At 48.6% G+C, this 18482-nt stretch carries 18 protein-coding genes; 10 read left to right on the top strand and 8 right to left on the bottom strand.

The window, feature by feature from the left end; genetic code table 11:
- Positions 1–8: 8 nt before the first annotated feature.
- Positions 9–776: a 3'(2'),5'-bisphosphate nucleotidase CysQ gene (gene cysQ, locus OIR97_RS14235; protein ID WP_219821525.1), complete on the bottom strand. Its 768-nt coding sequence runs from the start codon at positions 774–776 to the stop codon at positions 9–11.
- A gap of 109 nt (positions 777–885) precedes the next feature.
- Between cysQ and OIR97_RS14230 the strand changes: the two genes are divergently transcribed.
- Both OIR97_RS14230 and mobA read left to right on the top strand, forming a co-directional pair.
- Complete coding sequence (locus tag OIR97_RS14230; protein ID WP_169542920.1) at positions 886–1752, top strand: formate dehydrogenase accessory sulfurtransferase FdhD; 867 nt, start codon at positions 886–888, stop codon at positions 1750–1752.
- Positions 1749–2357, top strand: a complete 609-nt coding sequence (mobA, locus tag OIR97_RS14225) for a molybdenum cofactor guanylyltransferase MobA (protein WP_169542919.1) — start codon at positions 1749–1751, stop codon at positions 2355–2357. Before OIR97_RS14230 ends, mobA begins: the two co-directional genes overlap by 4 nt.
- A gap of 11 nt (positions 2358–2368) precedes the next feature.
- On the opposite strand, the gene OIR97_RS14220 is transcribed toward mobA, so the two are convergent.
- A complete protein-coding gene (locus OIR97_RS14220; protein ID WP_169542918.1) occupies positions 2369–2767 on the bottom strand; it encodes a DUF3775 domain-containing protein in 399 nt (132 codons plus the stop codon).
- Positions 2768–2852: 85 nt separating this feature from the next.
- Positions 2853–3752 carry a LysR family transcriptional regulator gene (locus OIR97_RS14215; RefSeq protein ID WP_169542917.1) on the bottom strand — a complete coding sequence of 300 codons (900 nt, stop codon included), beginning with the start codon at positions 3750–3752 and terminating at the stop codon, positions 2853–2855.
- 116 nt (positions 3753–3868) lie between these two features.
- Here OIR97_RS14215 and OIR97_RS14210 point away from each other — a divergent pair, with 116 nt between their 5' ends.
- From OIR97_RS14210 to OIR97_RS14200, 3 genes are all read left to right on the top strand, one after another.
- The gene (locus tag OIR97_RS14210) at positions 3869–5362 is read left to right on the top strand and encodes a CoA-acylating methylmalonate-semialdehyde dehydrogenase (RefSeq protein ID WP_169542916.1); all 1494 of its coding nucleotides are present in this window, start codon (positions 3869–3871) and stop codon (positions 5360–5362) included.
- Between the two features lie 62 nt (positions 5363–5424).
- Complete coding sequence (mmsB, locus tag OIR97_RS14205; RefSeq protein ID WP_169542915.1) at positions 5425–6312, top strand: 3-hydroxyisobutyrate dehydrogenase; 888 nt, start codon at positions 5425–5427, stop codon at positions 6310–6312.
- 73 nt (positions 6313–6385) lie between these two features.
- Positions 6386–6763, top strand: coding sequence for a RidA family protein (locus tag OIR97_RS14200; RefSeq protein ID WP_169542914.1), 378 nt, complete (start codon positions 6386–6388; stop codon positions 6761–6763).
- Here OIR97_RS14200 and OIR97_RS14195 read toward each other — a convergent pair.
- On the bottom strand, positions 6750–7448 hold the full coding sequence (locus tag OIR97_RS14195; protein ID WP_169542913.1) for an HAD family hydrolase: 699 nt from the start codon (positions 7446–7448) through the stop codon (positions 6750–6752). The two genes, OIR97_RS14200 and OIR97_RS14195, sit on opposite strands and share 14 nt — an antisense overlap.
- 104 nt (positions 7449–7552) lie before the next feature.
- On the opposite strand from OIR97_RS14195, the gene OIR97_RS14190 reads away from it, so the two are divergent.
- On the top strand, positions 7553–8434 hold the full coding sequence (locus OIR97_RS14190; protein WP_169542912.1) for a DMT family transporter: 882 nt from the start codon (positions 7553–7555) through the stop codon (positions 8432–8434).
- On the opposite strand, the gene OIR97_RS14185 is transcribed toward OIR97_RS14190, so the two are convergent.
- The 4 genes from OIR97_RS14185 to OIR97_RS14170 are packed head-to-tail and all read right to left on the bottom strand — an operon-like array spanning position 8435 to position 13779.
- A complete protein-coding gene (locus tag OIR97_RS14185; RefSeq protein WP_169542911.1) occupies positions 8435–9118 on the bottom strand; it encodes a type 1 glutamine amidotransferase in 684 nt (227 codons plus the stop codon).
- Entirely contained in the window at positions 9118–11853 is a 2736-nt protein-coding gene (gene fdhF / locus OIR97_RS14180) for a formate dehydrogenase subunit alpha (RefSeq protein ID WP_169542910.1), read from the bottom strand. The genes OIR97_RS14185 and fdhF overlap by 1 nt, the downstream gene beginning before the upstream one ends.
- Positions 11850–13553 carry an NAD(P)H-dependent oxidoreductase subunit E gene (locus OIR97_RS14175; RefSeq protein WP_169542909.1) on the bottom strand — a complete coding sequence of 568 codons (1704 nt, stop codon included), beginning with the start codon at positions 13551–13553 and terminating at the stop codon, positions 11850–11852. Before OIR97_RS14175 ends, fdhF begins: the two co-directional genes overlap by 4 nt.
- 31 nt (positions 13554–13584) lie before the next feature.
- Entirely contained in the window at positions 13585–13779 is a 195-nt protein-coding gene (locus OIR97_RS14170; protein ID WP_169542908.1) for a DUF3553 domain-containing protein, read from the bottom strand.
- Positions 13780–13890: 111 nt separating this feature from the next.
- On the opposite strand from OIR97_RS14170, the gene OIR97_RS14165 reads away from it, so the two are divergent.
- The 4 genes from OIR97_RS14165 (at position 13891) to OIR97_RS14150 (ending at position 18461) form a co-directional block, all read left to right on the top strand.
- Positions 13891–14529 carry a histidine phosphotransferase family protein gene (locus OIR97_RS14165; protein WP_169542907.1) on the top strand — a complete coding sequence of 213 codons (639 nt, stop codon included), beginning with the start codon at positions 13891–13893 and terminating at the stop codon, positions 14527–14529.
- Between the two features lie 270 nt (positions 14530–14799).
- Positions 14800–17619 (top strand): hybrid sensor histidine kinase/response regulator, encoded by a 2820-nt coding sequence (locus OIR97_RS14160; RefSeq protein WP_169542906.1) that lies wholly within the window; start codon positions 14800–14802, stop codon positions 17617–17619.
- Positions 17616–18071: a chemotaxis protein CheW gene (locus tag OIR97_RS14155; protein ID WP_169542905.1), complete on the top strand. Its 456-nt coding sequence runs from the start codon at positions 17616–17618 to the stop codon at positions 18069–18071. The genes OIR97_RS14160 and OIR97_RS14155 overlap by 4 nt, the downstream gene beginning before the upstream one ends.
- A 24-nt stretch (positions 18072–18095) precedes the next feature.
- Positions 18096–18461 carry a response regulator gene (locus tag OIR97_RS14150; RefSeq protein WP_169542904.1) on the top strand — a complete coding sequence of 122 codons (366 nt, stop codon included), beginning with the start codon at positions 18096–18098 and terminating at the stop codon, positions 18459–18461.
- The last annotated feature ends 21 nt before the right edge of the window (positions 18462–18482 follow it).

Here is an 18482-nt window from a genome sequence, read left to right as displayed (position 1 = left end):
CAGGCTTCTTATTTGCCTTTTGCTACAAAATCAGGGTTGTCATAGCCGTCTTTGCCATATCTCAGCGGAGCGCCTTCCAGCGTTTCAACGGATCCGCCCGCCGCTTCCAAAATCGCTTGGCCGGCACCGATGTCCCACTCCATTGTCCGGCCGAGCCTTGGGTAAAGGTCTGCTTTGCCTTCAGCAAGCAAGCATAGCTTTAACGAGGATCCCGCAGAGACGAGTTCAGCAACTTCGAACTTGGCAATATAGGCGTCTGTTTCGGGCGTGCGGTGGGATCGGCTGGCGACGACTGTCAGGCCGTTGGCTGGCGCCGTCCGAGCAGAAATCCGGGTTGGTGTGTCTGCGCCATTGAACATCCACGCTTCTCCTTCTGCGAAAGCAAAATATGTAATGTCTTTCGCAGGCACATTAATGACGCCCATCGTCGGCCTACCATTTTCGATCAACGCGATATTTACAGTGAACTCACCGCGTTTATGGACAAATTCCTTTGTCCCATCCAAAGGGTCAACCAGCCAGAAGGTGCCACCAGACAAGTCGGGAATATGGCCACCTGCAACGCTTTCTTCAGCGAGGATCGGAATTTCTGGTGTGGCTTTTAGCAATCCGTCGATGATGATCTTTTCAGCCGCGACATCAGCTTCAGTGACAGGTGACTGATCACCTTTCAGTGAGACATCAAAATCCTCGTTATAAATCGACAGGATTTTTTCCCCGGCTTTCAGGGCAATATCAGTGATGGTTTCACATAATTTTTTTCGATCACTCAACATTGGGCTTCCTGCATTCATAGGCATTGCGATAAGCTGCACAATATCGATATCTGTTGATCTGTCACCTGTTGATTGTCAGATCCTTCGGCCTTTGGATTGATTAGACTATATGAAACAGTTTGAACTGACACCAGATCCAAAAAACCCCGCTTTGAGTGAAACGATCAGCGGCCTTGATCATCTGGGAAATCCCGTCCAAATTCCGGTTGTTGTGGAAAAACCGCTGACGCTGTTTTTAAACAAGCAGGAAATTGTCACCATGATGACGATCGGTGATTATCCTGAATATCTGGCGCTGGGCTATCTTATCAACCAGAATATGTTGCTAGCGGATGACGAAGTGACAGGCGTTGATTATGATGACGATCTCGGCGTTGTGATTGTCAGGACTGTCCGGCAAACGGATTTTGAAGAAAAACTCAAAAAGAAAACACAAACTTCTGGATGTGCTCAAGGCACCGCTTTTGGCGATTTGATGGAAAAATTTGACGAGATTTCTCTGTCCCCTGACGCCACCCTTAAAACATCCTGGTTGTATAAATTGTCGAAAAAAATAAATCTGCAACCGTCTTTGTATCTTGAAACAGGGGCCATTCATGGGTGTGTTTTATGTTGCGGCGATACACCACTGATTTATATGGAAGATGTGGGGCGTCATAACGCAATTGATAAAATCGCAGGCTACATGTGGAAACACAAAATCTCGGCGCCGGACAAGATTTTTTATACGACAGGTCGGCTGACGTCGGAAATGGTCATAAAGACGGTTCAAATGCAAATTCCGATTCTGATTTCCAGAAGTGGCTTTACGGCGTGGGGCGTTAATCTGGCCCGTCAGGCTAATCTCACGCTCATTGGTCGCGCGAAAGGAAAACGATTTACCTGTTTATCTGCCCCTGAACGTTTGCTGTATGATGAAAACCCGGATCTCGTTCCGGATGAAGAAAAGAAACATAAAAGAAAGTCCAGCTTATGACAGAGTTTACGAAAATTCCTTGCCTGGTGTTAGCGGGTGGACAGTCGCGCCGGATGGGAGGGGGAGACAAATTCCTGAAACGTCTTGGGGGGCGATCAATTCTGGATCATGTTCTGGATACAATTGAGCCGCAGGTTGGCGATATTCTGATCAGTAGCAACTCTGATCTGGACGAAATGCGTTACCCTGTTGTGCCTGATTGTCTGGGGGGGCATTTGGGACCCTTGGCCGGGATATTGACAGGGTTGGAGTATTTTCTGGAAAAAGGGGATGCCGGGACGCATATGTTGAGCATTCCCGCTGATGCTCCGTTTATTCCCGATAATCTGGTCACCCGTTTGCAGGCGGGTCTTTCTTCATCGTCGCCCGCCATTGTCATGGCCTATTCGAAAGGGCGCATTCATCCCGTCGTTGCTTTGTGGCCCTTCTCATTGGCAGGGGCCTTGCGCAAAGCTATTTGTAAAGAGGATCTTCGAAAGATTTTGGTGTTTGCGGAACGGTATAGTCTTAGCAAAGTGTATTGGAAAGAAGAGGAAGGGGATCCGTTTTATAATATTAATAAACCAGAAGATTTTTCTGAAGCGGAAAAACTGCTGGGGCCTTGACGCGCTGGGAATCAACGAATGCCAGTTTCAAACCCCTCAGAAGAATAGCCAAGTTCAGCCAGTCCTTCTTCGAGATAGTCTCCCAACTGTGGCATTCGAACCAGATAGTCAGAAATATGAGTATCTTCCAATTGAGTCGCCTCTTCCAGTGCATCCTCCCATTCATCAAGAGAGAACGTTCCGCGCCCAAGCCAGGCTAGAGCAACCAGATGCTGCCGTTCTTCTTCGTTGAATTTATCTATAATCCGTTTGAGATCGAGATATCGATCATCCTTTGGGGGTGAAAATTCGATTGTTTCATCAATCGTAGGGATTTCACTGAAATCATCGCCGCCTGAGTCTAATGTCGCATTCAAGGCTAAAGAGTTGATAATCAGATCACAGACTTTTTCGACAGCAATTTGAAGCATTCAGCGTTCCTCCTATCTGAAATTAAAACTATATCATAAAAATCTAAATTAAAACTATTATCAAGAGCTGCCTTAATTCTGATTGTTATTCGAGCACGCCGAGGAGTTTCTTCTTTTGGCGATCCACAAGTTCGGTCAAGAACTGCGTTACAGCCTTTATTCGTGCCAGATCATGAATATCTTCCGGTGTGTTCAGCCAAAAAGTTCTATTCACCTCTATCTCTTCAGGGAGCAAACACACAAGATCGGGGTGCTCGTCTGCGACGAAGCAGTGCATGATACTGATCCCGGCACCGGCGACAGTCGCTTGAAACTGAAAAACGATGCTTGAGCTTTTCAAAGTCACATTGGGGCTTGCGACAAACTCGCTCAAGTATAGCATCTGTGGATCGGGTACCAGCTCGTCTATATAGGAAATGAAGTTGTGATCCTTCAGATCTTCCACCGTCTTAATGGGGGGATGTTTTGCTAAGTAATCGCGGCTTGCATAAAGCCGAAGACTGTAATCGGTCAGTTTTTTTGAAATCAACCGGCCTGAACGTGGCCGTTCCAAGGTGATGGACAGGTCGGCTTCCCTTTTGGAAAGACTTACAAACCGATCATTGGCAACAAATTCCAGCTCGATTTCCGGATGCAGGGCCTGAAAGGAAGGCATATCCTTGGATAAGAACTGACTGCCAAATCCTTCTGGAACGCCAAGTCTAACCACACCTGTAAGGTTTCGGTTTTCGCCGCCCACATGATCCTGAATGGTTGCAGACGCACTCTCCATTGCTTCGGCATGTGGAAGCAACCGTTCACCCGCTTGTGTCAAAACATATCCGCGGGTTGTGCTTTCGAACAATTTGGCATCTAATTGTTTTTCTAAAGACAGGATGCGGCGGCTGACGGTAGTATGGTCCACCTTTAAGGCTTTTGCGACTTCCGTTAAGCGGCCTTTCCGGCAGAGTTCGAGGAAAAATCGTATGTCATTCCAGTCGAACATGGTGCCCCTCTTCAGTGTGTAAATATGCACATAGCTTGTGCAATCTTATCTAATTACTTTGCATTTTTACCCATGTAAAGTCGAAGAATCGAAATCTCTCGCGGGGAGCGAAACAAATGACAGAACAGATCAAGCATTATATCGGCGGACAGCATGTTGCCGGTACATCAGGGCGTTTTAGTCCGGTTTATAATCCAAGCACAGGTGAACAGTCTGCGGAAACACCACTGGCGACAGAAGCAGAAGTCGGCAATGCCATTCAGGACAGTCTGGAAGCATTCCCGGGTTGGGCGGCAACATCGCCGATTACCCGCGCCCGTGTGATGTTCAAGTTTAAAGAACTTGTTGAAGCCAATATCGATGACCTTGCAGCGTTGCTTTCTTCTGAGCACGGTAAAGTACATTCCGACGCGAAAGGCTCCATTATTCGTGGGCTGGAAGTCGTTGAGTTTGCCTGCGGTATTCCGCATCTTCTAAAAGGCGAATTCTCTGATAATGTTTCTTCTGGCATTGACATGTACTCCATGCGCAAGCCTTTGGGCGTTGTTGCAGGTATCACACCTTTTAACTTCCCGGCTATGGTTCCAATGTGGATGTTTGCTGTGGCCATTGCCTGCGGTAACACATTTGTTCTGAAGCCTTCTGAAAAAGATCCTTCACTGCCAACACGGTTGGCTGAACTGATGCTGGAAGCGGGCGCGCCAAAAGGTGTCCTGAACGTTATTCATGGTGATAAAGTCGCTGTTGATACGTTGCTTGACGATGAGCGTGTAAAGGCGATCAGCTTTGTCGGGTCCACTCCTATTGCGCGGTATGTTTACTCACGTGCAGCCGCCGCTGGCAAGCGCGTTCAGGCAATGGGTGGCGCTAAAAACCACATGCTGATCATGCCGGATGCTGATATGGATAAAGCCGCAGATGCGTTGATTGGTGCTGGTTATGGTTCTGCCGGTGAACGTTGTATGGCAATCTCTGTCGCGGTTGCTGTCGGTGATGCCGGTGATCAGCTTGTTGAACGTTTGGCCCCGCGCGTGCGCGCATTGAAAGTTGGACCGAGTGCCGCTGATGGCGATATGGGACCACTGGTAACCGCAGAACATCTTGCCAAAGTTAAGGGTTATGTCGATCTTGGTATCGAAGAAGGTGCCGACCTTGTGGTCGACGGCCGTGATTTCTCTATGCAGGGTTATGAAAATGGCTTCTATATGGGCGGTTGCCTGTTTGATAATGTTCAGACAGATATGCGCATCTATAAAGAAGAAATTTTTGGACCAGTACTGTCCGTCGTTCGGGCGCCTGATTTTAATGCCGGTATCGAAATGATCGATAAGCACGAATTTGGAAATGGTACGACTATTTTCACCCGTAATGGTGACGCGGCTCGTGCGTTCTCGAACAATGTTGAAGTTGGTATGGTCGGCGTGAATGTTCCTATTCCTGTTCCGCTGGCATTCCACAGCTTTGGTGGTTGGAAAGCGTCTGCATTTGGCGATCATAACCAGCACGGCCCTGAAGGTGTTCGTTTCTACACGAAAGTTAAAACTGTAACGTCTCGCTGGCCGGATTCAATTAAAGCCGGTGCAGAATTCGTGATGCCGACGCATAAATAAACATCAGTTGATATGCTTTACGCTCCGGATGACCGGGGCGTAAAGCAATTCGGGAGGATATCATGGCAAAAATCGGTTTTATTGGTGTCGGTAACATGGGCGGCCCAATGGCCCTCAATTTATTGAAAGCGGGTCATTCGGTTACGGTTTTTGATCTGTCAAAAGAAGCTGTCAAGATTTGCACGGATGCAGGTGGTGTCGCCGCCGAAAGTGCGACTGACGCCGCAAAAGGCGTTAATATCGTTGTCAGTATGTTGCCAAAAGGGGATCATGTCCGGGCGGTCTATCTTGGCGAAGACGGAGCGATTGCAGCTGCAGACGAAGGCACATTGTTTATCGATTGTTCGACAATTGATGTTGCAACAGCACGCGAAGTTTCGGGCGCTGCGGCGGCAAAAGGCATGCTGATGGTCGATGCGCCTGTAAGTGGCGGTGTTGGCGGGGCAGCGGCTGGAACCCTTACCTTCATGGTTGGCGGTCCAGCAGGCGCTTTTGAAGCGGCGAAACCTATCCTTGAAGCGATGGGCAAAAATATTGTGCATACGGGCGCTTCAGGGAACGGACAGGCTGCCAAAATCTGTAATAACATGATTTTGGGTATTTCCATGATCGCAGTCTCTGAGGCATTTGTTCTGGGCGAAAAATTGGGTCTTGAACATCAAACGCTTTTCGATATTGCCTCCACCGCATCAGGGCAATGCTGGTCATTGACAAGTTATTGCCCGGTTCCGGGTCCCGTGCCGGCCTCACCGGCTAACAACGATTATAAGCCAGGATTTTCTGCGCAGAATATGTTGAAAGACCTGATGCTTTCTCAAGAAGCTGCCGATGGTTTTGATGCCGAAACGGCCTTGGGTAAAGCTGCGACAGAATTGTATAAGAGCTACGTTTCTGGAGACGGCGAAGCCGCCGATTTCTCGGGTATAATCAATATGATCCGAGAATCCTGACATCTGTCAGCTATTCTGCTAGATATCATCCCGGGCAGGCGTAGCTTGTCCGGGATTTTTATTGGAGGGGTGAATGGTAAAAAAAATCACATCTGGTTCAACGTTTGAAAAAGACATTGCCTATTCCCGGGCTGTCGTGGATGAAAATTATGTTTTCGTCTCGGGTACAACCGGGTTTGACTATGAAACAATGACCTTGCCTGAAAGCATTGAGGAACAAACGGTGCTTTGTTTTAAGAATATAGAAGAAGCACTAAAAAATGCCGGCTCGTCGCTAGATCATGTGGTGCGGGTTCACTATATCCTGCCCAACCGGGATGATTTCCCTGCCTGCTGGCCAATTATTCGGGAAAATCTAGGCGTGGCGCAGCCAGCGGCCACCATGTTTGTTGCGGGGTTGATGGATCCGAATATGAAGATAGAAATCGAAGTGACGGCTAGGCTTTCATAAGTTTCTGAACGAGGGCAGGCAACGCGCTTATAGAATCGAGTTGCCAGAAATGATGGCTGTCTTCCGGGGTCTCCGCATGCTCCAGGGCCCAGGTTTTGCTATGGGGTATATGAACGCCATAGGCACCAGCGTTAAGGGCGGGCAGGATGTCAGATTTTAGTGAATTTCCGATCATCATGCTTCGTTTCGGGCCGTCCCCATATTGATCAAAAATAGTTTGATAGGTTTCTTTTGACTTTTCGCTGACAATTTCAACGCCGTCAAAATAGTCACCGAGACCGGATTGCGCCAGCTTCTGTTCCTGATCAAAAAGATCGCCTTTTGTAATGACGATCAGTCGAAAATCGTCAGATAACTGTTTTAAAACAGTTTCAACATGAGCAAGCGGGGCCGTTGGATGGTCCTTCATTTCTCGTCCTGCCTGTATGATTTCCTGAATATCCTGCGCGGGGATTTGACCGCCCGTGACTTCAATTGCGGTTTCGATCATGGATAAAGTAAATCCTTTGATCCCATAGCCGTAATAACCCAGATTGCGCCTTTCCGTGGCGATTAATGTTTTTGACAGATCTGCCGCATCGACATGCTGCGCGATCAGGTCATGAAACCGCGCTTCCGTCAGATGAAAAATCTCTTCGTTTTCCCACAAAGTGTCGTCAGCATCAAAAGCGAGGGTGGATAACATGTTGAACCTTTACAGACGAGAAATTCATGCTTATGCGTTAGGATAGGCTTTCCTGCCTGCCAAATAAAGTTGCGCTTTCATACAATCTGGCAGACTAATACAAAATGATAGAAAAAAATTCAGACAATATTCGCGGGGCCTTTTTTATGGCTGCCTGCATGGCGGCTTTTGGGATCAACGATGCGTTGATGAAGCTGGGTTCAGACCATTTTTCTCTGGTTCAGGCAATCTTTGTCCGATCTATTTTCACGACTGTTCTAATCGGGGCATTTGCTTATTATAAGGGGGCCTTCAAGTCGGTGGTGCCGTCTAAAGACCGTAAATTAATCGCGGTGCGTGTGGCCGCGGAGGTTTGCGGGGCCTATTTCTTTTTGACCGCCATCTTTAATATGCCGCTTGCTAATGCAACAGCGATTTTACAGTCCTTGCCTCTTGCTGTGACGCTGGGCGCAGGTCTGTTCCTGGGGGAAAAAATTGGTTGGCGTCGATATGGTGCGATCTTGATCGGATTTACCGGGGTTCTGATTATCGTTCGGCCGGGCGCTGAAGGCTTTAACAGCTATGCTTTTTACGCTATTGCTGCCATTGGGTTTATCGTTGTTCGTGATCTATCTACCCGAAGAATATCATCGTCTGTTTCTTCGTTAATGGTCTCGTTTCTTACATCACTTGCCATAATGATTGTTGCCGGTGCCCTGCTTCCATTTTCAGAGTGGACGCCATTATCTGTTCATAATGTATCGTTTTTAATGGCCGCTTCATTTTTCGTCGTTTTTGGGTATGTCTTAAGCGTGTCCTCGGTCAGGATTGGGGAAATCGCTTTCGTGTCCCCTTTTCGGTATACGATTTTACTTTGGTCAATATTGCTTGGGATCGTTCTTTTCGGTGACTATCCCGATCAGTGGACAATCGTCGGCAGTTCAATCGTTGTTGCGATGGGTATTTATACCTTTTACCGTGAGCAAAAGCGGTCCAAAGCCTTATAATTATTTGTCCAGAGAAGCGCTGATTTTCCGCCCATATTCATCCTGATGGTTAGGTTGGGGAAGGCGGGACAAAGCTCGTTCCGCAAGGTCATCGGGTAAGACGGTGCGCCGTCGTTCGGAAATCAAATCAGCAACGAAGTCGGGTGTATGCTCCGGGTGTGGTTGTAAAGAATAGCACGTTTCTGAATATTGCAGACCTGCAAAGGGGCAAAAATCAGACCGGTGAGTGATTTCTGCTCCGGGCGGCAATGCAACAACCTGATCCTGATGAAACGCGAGAAGTTTCACTGTTTCTCCGGAACGCACATTCAGATATTCATGTGGTCCTATCCCCCAGCCGCGGGTCGATTTTTCAACTTTTCCGCCCAGTGCCTGCGCCATGATTTGGTGGCCGAAACAGATCCCGACAGTCGGTTGTTGGCTTGCCGCCAATTGGCGAATAAAATCCTCGAGTGGCGGTATCCAGGCATGATCTTCGTAAACACCGTGTTTGGAGCCTGTGATAATCCAGGCGTCGCAGTCCGTTGGTGCATCGGGAAATTCTCCGTCAACAACAGAATAGGTTCTGTAGTCAAACCGATTTTCGCCCAACATTGAAATGAACATTTCTGGGTATTCGCCATGATCAGCGCCCAGAGAGCCACCAATATATCCGGTGCGTAAAATACCAACTGTTTTCTTCATTATGCTAATTTTTCAACTTTTACGGCGCAAAATTTCACTTCAGCGATTTTACCAAATGGATCAAGCGCATCGTTCGTTAAAAGATTAGCGGCTGCCTCTGTAAAACAAAAGGGGATAAAAACCATGCCACTTTGAACGGCGCTATCCATGCGTGTTTTTATTTTCAAATGACCCCGCCGTGATGATATAGAGACCTTGTCTCCGGCATTGATGCCCAATTCTTCGAACATCGATGGGGGCATCTGAACGGTAGGTTCCGGCTCGACGGCGTCCAGCACATGGGACCGCCGGGTCATAGATCCGGTATGCCAATGTTCCAGCAAGCGACCCGTCGTCAGAATAACAGGATAGTCCTTGTCGGGTGTCTCATCCGGTGAAATCAGACTTGCGGGCACAAATTTACCCCGCCCCGATACGGTCGGGAATGTATCGGTGAAAATGATGGCCTGCCCGGGATCCTCGGTAGTTTTGCACGGATAAATAACCGCATCTTCCTGGTCAACACGGTCCCAGTTAAGTCCCTTTATGCTGTTCATGACCTGGGTAAGCTCATCAAACACTTCTTTCGGGTGCGTGTAGTTCCAGTTCAGACCCATTCTTCTGGCAATTTCCTGAATGATCCAAAGGTCCTGGCGAGCATCCCCCGGTAAAGGAACAGCAGCACGGCCCATCTGGACTTGACGGTTTGTGTTTGTAACAGTGCCATCCTTTTCAGGCCATGCAGATGCGGGTAGAATGACATCGGCATAGGCGGCGGTTTCTGTGACAAACAGGTCTTGAACGACGAGGGTGTCCAACATGGATAGGGCTTCACGAGCATGGGTGACATTGGGATCTGACATCGCCGGATTTTCGCCCATGATATACATACCGGTAATTTCTTTTTTGTGGATCGCTTCGGTAATTTCAACAACCGTTAGTCCGCTTCTTTCCGGAATTTTGGTGCCCCAGAAGGTTTCAAACTTTTCCCGGATCGTAGGATCTTCAACGGATTGATAGTCTGGTAAGAACATTGGGATCAGCGCAACATCGGATGCCCCCTGCACGTTGTTCTGCCCCCGCAAAGGATGCAGGCCGGTTCCGGGTCTGCCAATTTGTCCTGTCATTAGGGCCAGTGATATCAGGCAACGGGAATTATCGGTCCCATGAACATGCTGGCTGATGCCCATTCCCCAGAAAATGATGGCCGATTTCGCAGTGGCAAAGAGGCGAGCAACAGTTCGGACTTCTTCCGCTGCAATTCCCGTTCGCTCTTCCATACGAATTGGATCATAGTCTTTTAGATGATCGGCCAATGCCACAAAATCGTCTGTGTGGCGAGAGATATAATCTTCATCGGTCAGACCTTCTTCAACAATCACATGCATGATTGAATTCAGCAATGCCACATCAGACCCTGGTTTTTCTTTCAATTCATGGGTCGCCAATCTGGATAAAGGTTGGCCGCGAGGGTCGATAACGATGAGTTTCGCCCCTCGTTTCACAGCATTTTTGAAAAAGGTTGCTGCCACTGGGTGGTTGACGGCTGGATTAGCGCCTATCACCAGGATCACGTCTGAATTGGCAGCCTCGTTAAACGGCGCAGATACGGCGCCAGAACCAACGGTTTCAAGCAGGGCTGCAACCGAGGATGCATGGCACAGACGAGTACAATGATCGACATTGTTTGTACCAAAGCCAGTCCGGATCAGTTTCTGAAACAGGTATGCTTCTTCGTTTGACCCTTTTGCTGAGCCAAAGCCCGCCAAGGCGTCTCCGTTTTGTTCGTCTCTTATTTTTTTCAAGCCGTTGGCCGCGATATCAAGCGCTTCCTCCCAGCTTGCTTCGCGAAAATGGGTGAAGGGGTTTGCCGGATCAAGTGTCGAGACGTCACTTTTTGCCACGCCTTCTTTACGAATAAGAGGTTTAGTCAACCGTTCCGGGTTGTGAATATAGTCGAAACCGAACCGGCCTTTCACGCATAAACGTCCCTCGTTGGCTGGTCCATTTCTTCCTTCAACGGCTACAATTTTTTCGTCCCGCACTTTATAGGTCAGCTGGCACCCCACCCCGCAGAAGGGGCATACGCTATCAATTTCCTTTTCAGTTCCAGGGCTGTCTAACATCGTTTTTTCGAGTAAAGCACCGGTTGGGCAGGCTTGAACACATTCACCGCAAGCAACACAGGTACTTGATCCCATGGGGTCATCGAAATCAAAAACGATTTTTGAATGCGCCCCCCGGCCAGCCATGCCAATAACATCATTCACCTGAACATCTCGACAGGCGCGAACACACAGATTGCAATTGATGCACGCGTCCAGATTGACGGCCATTGCAGGGTGACTGACATCCGCGGCAGGTGTAGATCTGCGGGGGAACCGACTGCCATGGGTGTTCGTGAGGTCTGCCATTTTTGCAAAATGACTGCCGTTTGTATAGCCGCGCGCCCCTTTGGGCTGGTCCGCGTTTAACAGTTCAATCACCATCTTTCGAGCATTGCTGGCGCGATTGCTTTTAGTCGAGACGACCATGCCTTCTGCAGGCTTGCGAACGCAACTAGCGGCGAGCACACGTTCTCCGTCGATTTCAACCATACAGGCCCGACAGTTTCCATCGGCTTCATAGCCTGGTTTGTCAGCATGGCAAAGATGGGGAATTAAGGTTCCTTTTTCTTTGGCGACATCCCAAATGGATTGATCAGCGCGAGCGGTTACTGATTTTCCGTCCAAGGAGAAGGTTACTAAATCGGTCATGCCAAATCCTCCGGGAAAAACTTGATAAGCGAGAGCAGGCCGTTCGGAGCAGCCTGGCCCAGCCCGCAAATGGAGGCATCCCTCATGCAATCACTTAATTCAATCAACAGGTCCTGATCCCAATTTTCATGTTGCATAAGGGCCAAAGCCTTTTCAGTGCCGGCCCGGCAAGGTGTGCATTGTCCGCAGCTCTCATCTTCAAAGAAACGCATCAGGTTTCGGCCGACCGATTTCAGGTCATCTTTATCGGATAGAATGATGACGGCGGCAGATCCGACAAAACACCCGTGGGGTTCAAGTTTGCCAAAATCCAGCGGGATATCGGCCATTGAGGCAGGCAGAATACCACCAGAGGCACCGCCTGGCAGATATCCTTTAAAGCTGTGGCCGTCTTTCATGCCCCCACCGAATTCATCAATCAGTTCCTGAGCTGTTATACCGGCGGGTGTTAAATAGACGCCGGGTTTGTTGATATGTCCGGACAGAGAAAATGTTCGAAATCCGTTTGATCCGTGTCGTCCGCCCTGCTGATACCAGTTTGCGCCTTTTGCAATAATTTCAGGGAGCCAATAAAGCGTCTCCACATTGTTGATCAGGGTCGGACGGCCGAACAACCCTACATGTGCAGGGAAGGGGGGCTTATGGCGGGGCAGTGCGCGTTTTCCTTCCAGGCTTTCCAGCATGGCACTTTCTTCACCGCAAATATAGGCGCCAGCCCCTCGCCTCAAGAAGATAGGACGCTCCTTGTTCAGTCCTTCGCTTTGAACGGTCTCAATTGCTTTGGATAAAATCCGGGCTGTATCAGGATATTCATCGCGCAGGAAGATATATATAGCCTCTGCCTTGACGATTTCGGCGCCGATGAGCATCCCTTCCAGAAACTGGTAAGGGTTGGTGTTCATGTAATGCCGGTCTTTAAAAGTTCCGGGCTCGCTTTCATCTGCGTTCACGGCCATATATCTTGGTCCGGGGATGGACAGAACCGATTCAAGTTTAGCGCCATGGGGAAAGCCCGCCCCGCCTAAACCACGGTGACCACTGGTCTTTAACTGTTCTATGATTTCTTCGGCGGTAAGGGCTGAGGCCTGTAAATCTTTCAGAACGCTAAAGCCGCCTGATGTGCAATAGTCTGAATAAGAGACAGTCGGTTGAGGGGGATCCTGTGGTGTTCCTTCTTCGGCCAGAGCATCTTTTGTTTTTGTGGCTGTCGCCGTTTCAACATACTGGTTTTTCAGTCGGACAACGGGGGCCTTGTCACAGCGTCCCATGCAGGCACCATGCGTAACCTTGATTTTATCTCCATAAATCTGGTGGAGTTCTGTTCTGAGTGCCTTGGAACCTGCCAGTTCACAGGTCAGGCTGTCACATACCTTAATAGTCATTTCAGGAATGTCGGTTAGGTTTCCGACAACGTTGAAATTATGATAAAAAGTTGCAACTTCATACACTTCAGCCAAGCCAAGCTTCATTTCCTGCGCAAGGGCGACCAGATGATCGTGGGTGAGCGCCCCAAAATGATCCTGCAGAAGGTGGAGATGTTCAATGAGCTGATCACGCCCAGACGGTTGATTGCTTAATAGCGCTTTGACATCGGCGACGGCGTCGCTTTTTGGCTGGCGCCCTTTCGCATAGTGTTTGGCTTTTCGTTTTCCAAGGCCTGGCGCCTTTGAACTTAATTGAAATGAGGCAGACTTGCCCATAGACTTATTCCCTACCCAGCCGCGTAAATGTCTAATTTCGTTCTTTGCGAACGTCTTCCTCACTTACCGTGACGAGTTCAATTACGCTGGCAATAATGAGTTGCTTTCCAGCATGTTCAAAATTCACTGTAATTCTGTCGGCGACACAGGATTGAACCTGTCCAATCCCCCAGTCCGGTTGTTGAGGATGCTTGACATATTGTCCCGGCGAAAAAAAAGCTAACATAATTACATCACTCTGTTGATTGTTACATAGGGAGTGTAGCAAACTGTTGCCGAGACGACAAAAATTGTTCCATTGTGTCTCATAGGTAATGGTCATGTGTATGGTGAAAGAATGATAGATTTAAAGCTGGCAGCCTTGATGAGCTCGAAACTCTGCCATGATGTTATTGGGCCGGTGGGTGCCATTAACAATGGCGTGGAGCTTTTAAATGACGAATCTAATGCTGATATGCGAGACCAGGCAATGGATCTTGTTAGCCAAAGTGCTGGCGAAGCAGCCGCCAGGCTCCAGTTTTACCGATTGGCATTTGGCATGGCAGGTGGATTGGGGGCAGAGGTTTCGATCCGTGATGGTCGCACATTATGCCGCGAATTTATGAGTTACGGCAAAGTTACCTTAGATTGGCCCGATGATGCTGGGGCCGCAGACAGTCTGTCAAAAGATGCCGTGAAGATCGTCTGTAATCTTGTGGCAATTGCGGCGGGAGCCCTGCCACGGGGCGGAAATCTGGTGGTTGCCGGGGACGTGACATCAGAAAATTGGGGCTTTTCCATCACAGCAACAGGACCACGGGCGGGCTTGCGGGAAGAAATTACCCGTACATTGCTGGATGGCTATGATGAAGAACAGCTGACCGCGCAGAATGTGGCCGCCCAATATATAATGGCGCTATCTGCAAATAATGGATTTAAGGTTGCGATCGATTCTATTGAAGAAGATAAAGTTGTATTGAGTGTGGCGTCTTCTTAAGTTTTTTCACATTTACTGATTTAAAGCCTGGCATTCTGTCAGGCTTTTTTTATGTCGATTGCAGATTGAGCCGCTAATTAGGCCCTTTAATGCCCGCATTACGCTTCAACTCCCTTGGGATAGACAATATTTTAGATAAGTTTGATTTTTCTGCTTCTCGATCCGTTTACCGTAACTGCTTGTTAACCTCTTTCGCGCATTCTAACGCAAATTGGGAAGACTAAATTGTTTATTTGCGGACCTGCGATTGAGTAGGGAGAGAAGAGCACCATGGATGACCTGTTAAGCGAATTTTTGACCGAAACCAACGAGAATATCGGTATTGTAGATGCGGCTTTGGTTGCGCTTGAGCAAAATCCGGATGACGGTACACAGATCGATAATATTTTCCGACTGGTACATACCATCAAAGGAACCTGCGGGTTCTTGGGCCTTCCAAGATTGGAAGCCGTTGCTCATGCCGGTGAAAATGTTCTAGGTAAAATACGAGACAACGAACTTGCGGTTACCGCTGATGTCGTCACCATCATTCTCGAAGCAATGGATGTCATTAAAGACGTTCTTGAAGTTCTGGAGCAAACGGAAGCGGAACCAGAAGGGAACGATGCTGATCTTATTACACGTTTGAACGAAGTCGCTTATGGCGGCGGCGCGGCGGCAAAACCTGCCGCAGCACCAGAGCCTGAGCCAACACCGGAACCGGTTGTGCAGGAACGAGAGTTGAAGGTCGGTGAAGTTTCTGAAGCTGAGTTGGAGGCCGCGTTTGCATCGGCCCCAGGACCAGAGGAGCTTGCTGCAGAAAGTGAGCCTGAATTGCGTCCTGGAGAAGTTTCTGAAGCCGAATTGGAAGCCGCTTTCGCAGCCGCACCTGGCCCCGAAGACGATGTTGCAGCAGATCCGATAATTGCCGAACCTGTTGCAGAAGAAGTCGAAGTCGCGCCTGTTCCAAAGATTGTTCCAGAAAAAGCCAAAGAGGCAAAAGCTGCCCCTGAAGTGGCCCATAAAGAAACATCGCTTGCCAATCAGAGTATTCGCGTCAACGTCGAATTGCTTGAAAATCTGATGACGATGGTGAGTGAACTGGTCCTGACCCGAAATCAGCTGCTTCAGATGGTTCGGGGTATGGATGACAACGAATTTACGGTGCCGTTGCAACGTCTAAGTCACGTTACAACAGAATTGCAGGAAGGTCTGATGAAGACCCGGATGCAGCCGATTGGGAATGCCTGGTCGAAGTTACCGCGTATTGTACGTGATCTCAGCCATGATCTGGACAAGAAAATTGATTTGATCATGCATGGCGCCGAAACGGAACTTGATCGACAGGTGCTGGAACTTATTAAAGATCCGTTGACCCACATGGTGAGGAACTCTGCTGATCACGGTCTTGAAACACCGGGCGAGCGTCTGGCTGCTGGTAAAAAAGAAACGGGTAAAATTGTACTGGATGCGTATCACGAAGGTGGTCACATCATCATTACCATTTCTGACGATGGTCGCGGTTTGAACAGTGATAAAATTAAAGCCAAGGTTATGGAAAATGGCCTGGCTTCTGAAGCTGAACTGGATGGAATGAACACCCAGCAAATTCAGAACTTTATCATGCGCGCCGGTTTCTCGACTGCTGAAAAAGTAACAAACGTTTCGGGCCGTGGTGTTGGTATGGATGTTGTCCGGTCCAACATTGAGAAAATCGGCGGAACAATCGAGCTTAAATCAGAAGATGGTAAGGGTTCAGTCTTTACTATCAAAATCCCGCTGACCTTAGCAATTGTTTCCGCCCTGATCGTCGAATGTTGCCATGAACGTTTTGCTATTCCTCAGATCAGTGTAGTGGAGCTTGTCCGCGCCTCTACAGATGGTCGTAGTGATAACACAATTGAAATGATCAATGACAGTCCAGTCCTGAGATTGAGGGATCGACTACTGCCACTGGTCCACCTTAATGATATTCTTCGCCTTGAAACGGCAGCGGACGAAGTCGCCGAACAAAGTGAAAATAAAGGCTCTGAAGAGTTCATTATTGTCAGTCAGGTTGGTGCCTATACGTTTGGTATCGTTGTTGACCGTGTGTTTGACACAGAAGAAATTGTTGTGAAACCGGTTGCCCCGATCTTGCGGGATCTGTCTATCTTCTCTGGAAATACAATTCTGGGTGATGGTAGCGTTATTATGATCCTTGATCCGAATGGTATTGCTGCCAAATCCGGAGAAAATGTTGTGGGTGATCACTCTATTGAAGAAGAAGGTCAACACGTTTCGGCTGAAAATGACAAAGTTGCGATGTTGATTTGCCGGGCAGGCGGGCAAGAGCCAAAAGCAGTTCCACTGTCTCTGGTTGCTCGTTTGGAAGAGGTCGACGTTGATACGATTGAAACGACAAATGGTCGGATGGTCGTTCAGTATCGCGGTAAAATCATGCCACTGGTTACAATGAACGAAGATGCGAAGATTGTCGAAACTGGCAGACAGCCTATTCTGGTGTTCAGCGATAATGACCGGACGATGGGGCTGGTTGTTGATGAAATCGTCGACATCGTGGACGAGCAACTGAACGTTGAGATGGCATCAAGCGTTGAAGGTACGATTGGTAGCGCGGTCATTCGTGGGAAGGCGACCGATATTATTGATGTCGGGTTCTACCTGCAGAAATGTTTTGGTGATTGGTTTGCATCTGGTGAAACCGCCGCATATGGCAGCCAGTCTTCGTCACAACGTGTCTTGCTCGTCGATGACAGTCCGTTCTTCCGTAACATGCTGGTCCCTCTTTTGTCTGTTGCTGGATATGAAGTCAGTACCGCAGAAAATCCGTTGGAAGCATTGTCAATGAGAGATGCGGGCAAGCATTTTGACGTCATCGTGAGTGATATTGAAATGCCGGAAATGGATGGTTTCCAGTTTGCTGAAGAAGTGTTGGGAGATGAACGCTGGGCCGACACCCCGATTGTCGCTTTGTCCTCTCATACAACACCACAGGATTTTGATCGTGGGCGCAAAGTCGGGTTCTCTGATTATGTCGCAAAATTTGATCGGGATGCCTTGATGAATACATTGTCGCAGACGTTGCGCGCGAGTGGAGGTGCAAAATGAGTAACACTGAAATGCAGGAATATGTAACCGTTAGGATTGCTGATCAGAGATTTGGTATCCCCGTATTGCAGGTGCATGATGTCCTTGGCAGTGTAAAACTGACAAATATTCCTTTGGCACCGCCTGAAGTTGCCGGCGCCCTGAACCTTCGCGGTCGGATTGTGACCTGCATCGATGTTCGCAAACGCCTTGGCCTGAGCCCTTCAGAGGAACATAAAAATCCAATGAGCGTGGTCGTTGAACATCACGGAGAGCCATATAGTCTCCTGATTGATTCAGTCGGAGAGGTATTGAGCCTGCGCCAGGATAAACTGGAAATGAATCCAGGCACGATGGATGCTCGCTGGCGCGAAGTCTCCTCTGGTATCTATCGGACGGAAGATAAACTGTTGGTAATTCTTCAAATTGACCGTCTTCTGGACTTTGCCGTCGGTGCAAATGTCGCTGCCTAACACAAAACAAGGTTGATAGTTATTATGGCTTCTTGTCTGATTGTTGATGATTCAAAAGTGGTACGAATGGTCGCCCGACGTATTCTGGAAGACCTGAAATTTGATATTCTGGAAGCGGAAGATGGCAGGGGTGCCTTAGATCAGTGCCTTGAAACGATGCCAGATGTCATTCTGCTGGATTGGAATATGCCGGTCATGAACGGCATCGAGTTTCTGCATTCTCTTAGGCAGACCGAAGGAGGTGCCGATCCGGTCGTTGTTTTTTGTACAACAGAAAATGATATGGCCCACATCCGTGAAGCCATTTCGGCCGGTGCCAATGAATATATCATGAAGCCGTTCGACCGAGCGATTATCGAAGCAAAATTCTCTCAGGTAGGGGTACTCTAGTGAGCGTTCTGGGGACACCCG

This window comes from Sneathiella aquimaris, from assembly GCF_026409565.1.
Lineage (GTDB): Bacteria > Pseudomonadota > Alphaproteobacteria > Sneathiellales > Sneathiellaceae > Sneathiella > Sneathiella aquimaris.
This window is presented reverse-complemented; position numbering and strand designations above follow the sequence as displayed.